Genomic DNA, 1,839 nt, shown 5'->3' on the forward strand with positions numbered 1-1,839 from the left:
GGCCAAGGCCATGCAGATCGGCCGGCTGGCGACCTGCCCCTCCCTGATCTTGACGTTGATGCAGTCAACGAAGACGACCGGGCAGACGCGGTCCAGCGGCCGGTTCTGCCGGTCGGACATGCCCTCCATCACCGCGTCGGTGATCCTGCAGATGGTGGTCTTGGAGACCCCGGCGCCGTACACCTCGGCGATGAGCCGAGATCTCCCCGTGCGTGAGCCCCTTCGCGGACAGCGACAGCACCATCTCGTCCACACCGGTCAGCCGCCGCTGCCGCCTCCTGACGATCTGCAGCTCGAAGGAGCCTTCCCGGTCCCCCGGCACCTCGATCCCGACCGGGCCCACGTCCGTCAGCACGGTCTTCGACCGCCTGCCGTCGCGCGAGTTGCCGCCGTCCTTGCCCACCGCACCGTGCTTGCCATAGCCGAGGTGACCGGTCATCTCACCGTCGAGAGCGGACTCCAGCAGCCGCTTCGTCAGCTGCTGCAGCAGCCCGCCCTCACCGCTCAGCTGCAGCCCGCCGACCTGAGCCCGGGCGACGAGCTCCTCGATGAACCTCTCACCCACGCCTGCTGACGACACTGCCTCCACAGCGACCGCCCCGGACGTCTCCTCGGCTACGTTCTCACTGGTCATACAGGTGATCCCCCATGATCGGAGTAACACCGCTCTATTTACAGGCCCATCTCTGGCGCAGGACACTAGCCGGTCGCTGTCGATGATGTCGTCGTGGAGCAGAGAAGCATTGTGGATCAGTTCCACCGTGACGGCCGCTGGCAGTGCCGCTGTGGAGGGTCTGCCCATGCCCTGGCAGGTGAGCAGGGCCAAGGCCGAGCGTACCGCTTTGCCCAGGCTGCCGTCCGCGGTTGCCCAGCCGAAATGCACGTGGACCGGATGCGGGATGGTCTGGGGCAGATCGTCGATGGCCGCGCGCAGGGCGGGGGTGGTCGCGGTGGCGGCGTCGGCCAGGATCTGGCGGGCCTCGCGTGTGGGACGTGCCGGGGAGGTCAGGGTCATCGCGTGGTTCACCTGGAGCCGTCAGAAAGCAACCTGGTGGTTATCGGTGCCGACTGAGGTGAGCAGGTCGACTGCGGCGGGGTGGCGGTGTCCGGCTGGGGTGATGTTGATGCGGCGGTCGTCGAGGATCAGCAGGACGTCGCGGATCGCTCAGAACGCCGTGAAGCTGTAGTGGTCACGGATGCGCAAGGACGCCTGTTGTTCGGCGGCGATCACAGACCGGGCAGTTGCTCCGATATCACCCAGGCTCGCGGCGCGGGACTGATGGAACTCCTGCGTGAACAGGGTGACCTCGGGCAATGTAGACGCAAAAGCCCACGTTCAAATCACAGTGTGACCGTTGGCTTGCAGTTCGTCAAGCTGGACGGCAGCGGCGGGCGTCTCAACTGCCCTGTCTCACCTTCGGTGGTAACGGAGCGTGCCGCTACCCGAGAAGGATGCGGTGGCGAAGTGAGGTGCCGCCTGCTCGCCCGTGCATCTGGTGTGCGATCCGCTTTGTCTTGGTGCTGACGCCCTCGGTGGGGCCATTGTTGTACGGAAGCGTGAGTGCGCGATCGCGGCGTCGCTGCCCCGCTTCAGCGCTCGAGCAAAGGCGCGTAGATGCGGCAGATCGGCTGTGCGGACCTGGGCGATCCAGCGTGAGAGCCCGTCGGCATTTTCTGCGCGAGGCACCAGCGAACGCTTCTCATCCTGGGGCTTGAGGGGTGGTGACGGTCGGGCTGGGTGGTCCGTGACGCGGCAGGGCCCCTGGTCGTTGCCGTGGTGACATCACTCGGGCCTTCCATCTGGGAGGTAGGCGCTGTTTCGTGTGGTTATGCGGTCAG

At 66.3% G+C, this 1,839-nt stretch carries 3 pseudogenes; all 3 read right to left on the minus strand.

Annotation, left to right across the window (positions count from 1 at the left end):
- Positions 1-634 (minus strand): annotated as a pseudogene (locus ACFWZ5_RS46285) (transposase); the annotation flags it as partial.
- Between the two features lie 81 nt (positions 635-715).
- Positions 716-1,015, minus strand: a pseudogene (locus tag ACFWZ5_RS46290) (polyprenyl synthetase family protein); the annotation flags it as partial.
- A 424-nt stretch (positions 1,016-1,439) separates the two neighbouring features.
- A pseudogene (locus ACFWZ5_RS46295) lies at positions 1,440-1,690 on the minus strand (transposase); the annotation flags it as partial.
- Positions 1,691-1,839 lie beyond the last annotated feature (149 nt).

The sequence above is a fragment of the Streptomyces sp. NPDC059003 genome, assembly GCF_042740445.1.
In the GTDB taxonomy this organism is placed as follows: domain Bacteria; phylum Actinomycetota; class Actinomycetes; order Streptomycetales; family Streptomycetaceae; genus Streptomyces.